The 6,636-nt window shown below is 53.7% G+C and carries 7 protein-coding genes; 6 read left to right on the top strand and 1 reads right to left on the bottom strand.

The window, feature by feature from the left end; genetic code table 11:
* The 3 genes from ABJQ89_RS06810 to ABJQ89_RS06800 all read left to right on the top strand — a co-directional run.
* A partial coding sequence (locus ABJQ89_RS06810; RefSeq protein ID WP_348495513.1) for an aspartyl/asparaginyl beta-hydroxylase domain-containing protein occupies positions 1 to 373 on the top strand: 373 nt, incomplete at its 5' end.
* Positions 374 to 401: 28 nt separating this feature from the next.
* Positions 402 to 1,307 (top strand): hypothetical protein, encoded by a 906-nt coding sequence (locus ABJQ89_RS06805; protein WP_348495512.1) that lies wholly within the window; start codon positions 402 to 404, stop codon positions 1,305 to 1,307.
* Complete coding sequence (locus tag ABJQ89_RS06800) at positions 1,304 to 2,170, top strand: glycosyltransferase (RefSeq protein WP_348495511.1); 867 nt, start codon at positions 1,304 to 1,306, stop codon at positions 2,168 to 2,170. The genes ABJQ89_RS06805 and ABJQ89_RS06800 overlap by 4 nt, the downstream gene beginning before the upstream one ends.
* Here ABJQ89_RS06800 and ABJQ89_RS06795 read toward each other — a convergent pair.
* Positions 2,161 to 2,898: a metallophosphoesterase gene (locus tag ABJQ89_RS06795; RefSeq protein ID WP_348495510.1), complete on the bottom strand. Its 738-nt coding sequence runs from the start codon at positions 2,896 to 2,898 to the stop codon at positions 2,161 to 2,163. The two genes, ABJQ89_RS06800 and ABJQ89_RS06795, sit on opposite strands and share 10 nt — an antisense overlap.
* Positions 2,899 to 3,088: 190 nt before the next feature.
* On the opposite strand from ABJQ89_RS06795, the gene ABJQ89_RS06790 reads away from it, so the two are divergent.
* From ABJQ89_RS06790 to ABJQ89_RS06780, 3 genes are all read left to right on the top strand, one after another.
* A complete protein-coding gene (locus ABJQ89_RS06790; protein WP_348495509.1) occupies positions 3,089 to 5,137 on the top strand; it encodes a YjbH domain-containing protein in 2,049 nt (682 codons plus the stop codon).
* Complete coding sequence (locus tag ABJQ89_RS06785; protein ID WP_348495508.1) at positions 5,134 to 5,766, top strand: YjbF family lipoprotein; 633 nt, start codon at positions 5,134 to 5,136, stop codon at positions 5,764 to 5,766. The genes ABJQ89_RS06790 and ABJQ89_RS06785 overlap by 4 nt, the downstream gene beginning before the upstream one ends.
* 44 nt (positions 5,767 to 5,810) lie before the next feature.
* A partial coding sequence (locus tag ABJQ89_RS06780) for a polysaccharide biosynthesis/export family protein (RefSeq protein WP_348495507.1) occupies positions 5,811 to 6,636 on the top strand: 826 nt, incomplete at its 3' end.

The raw sequence follows: 6,636 nt of genomic DNA, 5'->3' as shown, positions 1-6,636 counted from the left end.
CGATCCGCGCACGCATTACTCCACCCCCATTTGGATGATTTGGCAGCAAATGTTGCGGCCGCTCATGGATGGTATCACTGCCCAATACGGCTATGCGTCTTGCGAATATTCCAAGATTATGTTGGCACGGCTCTCTGCGGGTGCGGTGATCGATCGTCATATTGACGGCGCGGGCTCGAACTTAGTAACCCATAAAGTTCATGTCCCCCTTCAAACCAATCCGGGCGCTGTGTTTTATATCGACGATGAAGAACGCCATCTAGAAGTTGGGCGCGCATATGAAGTGAACAATATCGCACCTCACGGTGTTCAAAACACGGGCGATGAAGACCGCATTCATCTGATTTTTGAATTTTTCGATGCTGCGCAATGAACGCTATCGAGGTCTGGGGCCAAGAGCAATGAGCGCGCCTTATCACTACAAGGCCTTCGGACTTAACATCCTCTCAGACTTTGCCGTGCGCACGTTGCCAGACATGCCAAAAGCGACACCAGATGCGCGAATTCAGATCCGCGACATTGGCAAACCGTTCGAAGCCTCTTCCGTGACTGTTGGCAAACGCGATTGGCAAGCAGACGGCGAAAAGCTGTTGCTCGACATTCCTGACATTGCACGTTTTTTGATTGCAAAAGGCAAAGAGATTTGGATCGAATCTGCTCCCAGTGCGGATGCGCAAGACATTGAAGCCTATCTCATAGGCTCCGCCTTTGCTGCGCTGCTGCAACAGCGAGAATTGTTAACCCTTCACGCGAGCGCAATTGAAACCCCAAAGGGCGCCGTTCTTTTCCTTGGCAAATCGGGAGCTGGCAAATCGACGCTTCTTTCGGCCATGCTTACGCGCGGTTATGCGATGATCAGTGATGATATCAGTGCCCTACAATTTGACGGCTCTGAAACGCCAAAGGTTCTGCCAGCCTTCCCAACCCGAAGGCTCACAAAGAAAGCGATGTCGTTCTTTGACATCGCGAGCGGCGGGCTGACGCCAATGCGCGCTGACAAAGACAAGTATCTTGTACCCGCGCCGCTATTTTGCGAGCACCCAAGACCATTGCACCGCGCATATCTCTTGCACCCGCAAGATGGCAGTCCAATTGATGTGCGCGATCTCTCTGCAGCAGAGCAGTTTCAATACCTCACACGTTTCACTTTTCGGAGAAATTACTACAAAGGCCTTGGGCTAGAAGCGTTCTCTTTTCAGGCCGTAACGACGCTCGCCAAAAACAACTCTTTGACCAAAATCGTGAGGCCAACTGACACCTTAGAAATCCACGAATTGGCAGATCGTGTTGAGCAAGACCTGTTATGAGCGAAGGCATTCAACAAACTGTCGCTCTCGCGACTGTGTCGAGTTCCAGTTTTCTACCCGGCACCATGGTTTTACTCCATTCGTTCCTTCAACATAACAGCTGGTTTGACGGCGATCTTGTGATCATTCACCACGATCTATCTGACAAAGAACAAGAACAACTGCAGGCACGGTTTGACAGGGTGAAATTTATCCGCCCGCGCCAAACGCTCAGCGATAATATCGATCGCCTGACCCGAGCGCTTCCCAACCTTGAGGCTCAAACAGCCCAATTCCATTCAATCGAGGTGATAGGGCTCATCGAGTATGATCGAGTGTTGTTTTGCGATAGCGATCTTCTGATCCTCAGTTCGCTGCAGACCCTATTTTCGATGCCTCAGCCGCTCCTGTGTTGCGGGGATGGATCGTTTTATCGCGGCAATCCACGCCACACTGGCAGCTTTGTCGAAATGGATGCGAGCGCTTCAAACGCCGGTTTTGCGCATGCCTTTAATGCTGGGTTCATGCTTATGGATCGCAGCATTCGCACGCTGGAAAACCTGAATGCGCTTATCAAAAAACTCGATCCAGCGCACTGGCAGGGCAATGCGACGGGACACACGGATCAATTGTTGTTCAATGTTCACTTTGATGGGCTGCAGCATTTGCTCGGCGCCGAATACAATTACGTTTTGCGCCACCGCAAAGAGATATTGAAGCATTCAGGACTTGATATTGACGACGCCAAGGTGCTCCACTTCAATGGAGCGGCAAAACCGTGGAATCCCGCAGGCATGCATCGCCTTATCCAACGCGACAGCGCACTTCAGGCCGCTGCGAAGCTTTGGAACGACGCCTATAAATCTTACCTTCTTCAGCGCTGAACCGTGACCGTTTCAAAACGCGCGCTTGCCCGGTCAACGTGAACGGCTGACAAGCGACCCGTCGCATAAGCGCCAGTATCAATTGCGATACGCTCGCGCAGGATTTCGGGTGCATCCACGATTGTATGCCCATGAACAACCCAAACGCCATCGCGTCTGCGCTTTTTGGTGAAATCGCTATGCCCCCAATACAGCGTTTTGACGCTTTGATCATATATCGGCACAGTGGGATCAGCGCCGGCATGAACAACGGCAACATTGCCTGTCTGCCAAGACGCAGGACGTGATTTCAGCCAGTCCAATGTCTCTGCGCCCATTGCATCGATCAACTGATCGCGCGCGGTGATCATCGCGTCTTCGCTACTGGTTTCGGTCATTCCCTTGACACCATAGCTGGCAAGGGTTTGCAGCCCGCCATAGCGAAGCCAACGCGCGCCATTTCGCTCGGGAGCTTTGATAAATCCCAGCATCAGATCTTCGTGGTTGCCGTTCAAACAAATAAGATCGGGGCGCCCACTGAGCAGACGCAACACGCCCGCGCTATCATCGCCGCGATCCACATAATCCCCAACCAAAACGACTTGGACATCGGGCAGTTTATCCAAGAGGATTTCCAAAAGGTCCAAACGCCCATGTACGTCCCCGATTGCAACAAAGGGGACATCGGGCTTGAGATCACTAAGAGATGGGCCGCGACCTGCTATTCGCCCTAAGAGCCTGCCAATCATTCGCGCACCAACAGTCTGTGTGTTGCAGGCGCGCCCCACTGCGCTGACAAATTGCGCATCCTTTTATGATCCATTCGTGTGGTCTCGTTCAATTAAAGGTAGAAACAGAGGTACTTTAGCGTCAGAGGAATGAATGGCACTTAGAAACTCTATTCTACTCGGCGTGATATGTGCTTTTGCGAATGCTAGCATGGCATATTCTCAAACGCTATCGACTTACGGAACACCAGGACTTGTTGATATTCCAACGGCGGAAGCTTTGCCGGATGGCCATCTCGCTATTACGACAAACAGATTTGCGAAAATTTCACGAAACACACTGACTTTCCAAGTTCTTCCACGTCTTTCAGGCACATTTCGCTATAGCATCTTAAGGGATTTTTCGCTCCCTTCTGGCAACCTTTACGATCGTAGCTTCGATCTTCAATACCAGCTTTTGCACGAAACAGATCGCCGTCCGGGCGTTGCAATTGGTCTGCGCGATTTCGGCGGAACCGGCATCGCTGCCAGCGAGTATGTCGTCGCAACAAAATCCATTGGCGGACGGTTTAAAGTGACAGGCGGAATCGGTTGGGGCCGTTTGGCGCAGACCGGTTCGTTCTCCAACCCGCTCAGCACGCTCGACGATAGTTTTGATGTACGCCCTTCCGATAGTCTGGGCGGACAGGCATTCGCAGGTCGTCCAGATTTCGGGGCATGGTTTCGCGGTCGTGCTGCATTTTTCGGCGGCGTTGAATATCAGGCCACGAAGCGCCTGAGCTTCCAACTGGAATACTCTTCGGACGCCTATGACTTTCAGGTCCAGCGCGGCGTGATTGATATCGCAAGCCCGATCAATGTTGGCCTGAACTATAGTTACCCCAGCGGGTCGAACCTGCGCGCGTTTATCACGGGTGGGCGTGAAGTCGGGCTTCAGTATACGCTCAATCTCAACCCAAAATCACGCAGGGTTCCGGGCGGCTTTGACAAGGCGCCATTGCCAATGCGCGCCAGTGGCCAAGCTCTGCTCTCAACGCGCGATTTGACCTCGCCCGATGTTCACACACAAGCTGAGAGCGCTCTTAAGCGCCTGCTCGCAAGTGAGGGCATGGAGCTACAGGGCTTCAGCCATAGCGGCGCGCAGGCATCTGTTCGTATTCACAACAACCGCTGGGATATTGAGGCCCAAGCCGCTGGACGCGCCGCGCGCGCAATGGCGGCCGTTTTGCCCGCACATATCACGCGCTTTGCCATTACGTTCCAAACCAAGGGCGTGCCCATCACCACGGTAAAGCTGAACCGTAATGACCTCGAAACTCTAGCTGAAGACTATGACGGCTCTTGGAAGACACTGACACGCGCACGTTTTGAAGACCCGCATGCGATGGGGCGCGATGGAGAGCTGGCAGAGACATTTCCAAAGTTCAGCTTTGGCCTTGGCCCCTACACAGCATTCTCGTTCTTCGATCCCGACAATCCTGTGCGTTATGATCTCGGTGTAGAGCTGAGCGCCTCTTATCGCCCCCTGCCCGGCCTCACTTTTTCGGGCATTGCGCGCTATCCTTTTGTTGGCAACATCGCAGACGCCACGCGCACATCAAACTCGGTCATTCAGCGCGTTCGCTCTGACGCGGTGCGATATGCACAAGAGTCCGATCTCGAAATTCAGGAACTCACCGCGGAATACATGTTCCGCCCAGGTGAGAACCTCTTTGGCCGCGCGACCGTCGGGTATCTGGAAGCCATGTATGCAGGTGTCTCTGGCGAGCTGCTCTGGTTTCCGAACGACAGTCGCTTGGCCTTGGGCGTTGAGCTGAATTATGTGAAGCAACGTGATTTTGATATGCTGTTCGGTTTGCAAAATTACGAAGTGCTGACAGGTCATGCCTCTGCCTATTATGACTTTGGCAACGGCTTCACGACCCAACTTGATGTCGGGCGCTATCTGGCTGGTGATCTCGGCGCGACCCTGAGCGTGGACCGTGAATTCAAGAACGGCTTCAAGGTTGGCGCTTATGCGACGTTAACGGACGTGCCCTTTAGCGACTTTGGCGAAGGCTCGTTTGACAAGGGAATCCGCGTCTCTGTTCCCTTCTCTTGGCTCTCTGGCCAACCCTCGCGCAAGAAAGCCACGCAAGTCATTCAACCTGTCTTGCGAGACGGCGGCGCGCGCCTCAATGTGAGCAACCGGCTCTATGGTGAAGTGCGCGACTATCGCTCGAACAAGCTAAGCGACGGCTGGGGGCGTTTCTACCGATGAAGCATTGGAAACAAACATTGCTGTGCTTGGCACTGCTTGCAGGGTGCGGCACTGCGAGCGACGAAAATTCACAAATTGGCCTTGTGCGGTCTGTGCTTTCCTCGCAAGCCGCTCAGCCACGGTTTACGGCGTTGCTTCAATCAGGGGCGCCCGTGCTGCAAGTGGCTTTTGTGAGAACCCAACAAGGCACCAACATCCTTCTGGAGCACCAAAGGGGCGACTTTGAGTATTGGCTCGCCAGTGAAGGAGCACAGGTCATCCTGCAAAAAGGGATGCTGCACGGGATACGCGGCTTGGGCGATGGGCTTTTGGCGTCTGAGTTAAGTCAGCCTATGGCCCATGTGTTTGGCTTGAAATCCGGGTTTTCGGATCGTTTTCATACCTATCTAAACGGCAATGATGAGGCCGTCACACGTACATATCGCTGCCAAGTGAACGTCGGTGACAAAGCGCCTATCACGCTGGCCTCTAAAACTATTTCAACGCGATTGGTGACAGAAAGCTGCCGCAGTCTGGATCAAGAGTTTACGAACCTGTATTGGGTAGACCCAAAGCAAAGGCGCATTGTTCAATCTAGACAATGGATCGGCCCGCGGTCAGGGTATATCTCGACGCGAGTCACGCACTAACAAATAAGGCTTATCGGGGGATGAGAGCGATTAAACATCTAATAATGCTAGCCGCACTGACGGCGACACTGGGATGTAGCACGATTTATCGTTCTTCGTCTGTCGTGCCCGGCGTTGATGACGGAACAAACGTTCGCGTTGTGAAACTCAACGCAGAAACGGTCGTTCAGGCAAACAGCTCTCCTTACAATCCCCGCACGCTTCCTGCTGTTTTCTCAGTGACTGCTGGCGGCGGCGGTGGCCTTCGTGGCGCAGGTGCCTTGCCTGAAGCGACAGCCGATCCGACGGGTCGACCGCCTGCGCTTGTGCTGAACCCTCCCCCCTTCGTGCAACAACGCCCCTATGAAATCGGCATTGGCGATGTTGTTCTGCTGTCCACGCCCAACGCTGGCGGTTCAATCGAGCAATTGTCTGGCCTCTTGGCTGCGCAGAATTCGCGCCAAGGCTACACGGTGCAGGATGACGGCGCGGTGAATATTCCAAACGTCGGTCGGGTGCGCATCGCCAATCTTAGCATCGAAGATGCAGAGGCAGAGCTGTTCCAGCGTCTGGTCGAAAACCAATTTGATCCGACATTCAGCTTGGAAATCTCCCAGTTTAATTCGCGCCGCGTCTCTGTTGGCGGCGCGGTTGCAGCGCCAAACGTGCTGCCCATCACCTTAACGCCTTTGCGCCTGTCCGAAGCATTGGCTGCTGTTGGCGGTGTTTCTGCGCCGGATCAAGATTTTGCCTCAGTGCGCATCTACCGTAATGGCACGCTTTACCAGATTCCTTTGGCAACGCTCTATGAACGTTCCGATTTGCTCGCAACGCGCCTCATCGATGGCGATGCGGTCTTTGTGGACACCGGCTATGAGCTGGACGAAGCCG

It is taken from the genome of Planktotalea sp. (assembly GCF_039984035.1).
Lineage (GTDB): Bacteria > Pseudomonadota > Alphaproteobacteria > Rhodobacterales > Rhodobacteraceae > Planktotalea.
This window is presented reverse-complemented; position numbering and strand designations above follow the sequence as displayed.

Bases quoted from the DNA above. Each gene is read 5' to 3' on its own strand.
- ABJQ89_RS06795 (WP_348495510.1), bottom strand. From the start codon at position 2,898: ATGATTGGCAGGCTCTTAGGGCGAATAGCAGGTCGCGGCCCATCTCTT.
- ABJQ89_RS06785 (WP_348495508.1), top strand. From the start codon at position 5,134: ATGAAGCATTGGAAACAAACATTGCTGTGCTTGGCACTGCTTGCAGGG.
- ABJQ89_RS06800 (WP_348495511.1), top strand. From the start codon at position 1,304: ATGAGCGAAGGCATTCAACAAACTGTCGCTCTCGCGACTGTGTCGAGT.
- ABJQ89_RS06805 (WP_348495512.1), top strand. From the start codon at position 402: ATGAGCGCGCCTTATCACTACAAGGCCTTCGGACTTAACATCCTCTCA.
- ABJQ89_RS06790 (WP_348495509.1), top strand. From the start codon at position 3,089: ATGGCATATTCTCAAACGCTATCGACTTACGGAACACCAGGACTTGTT.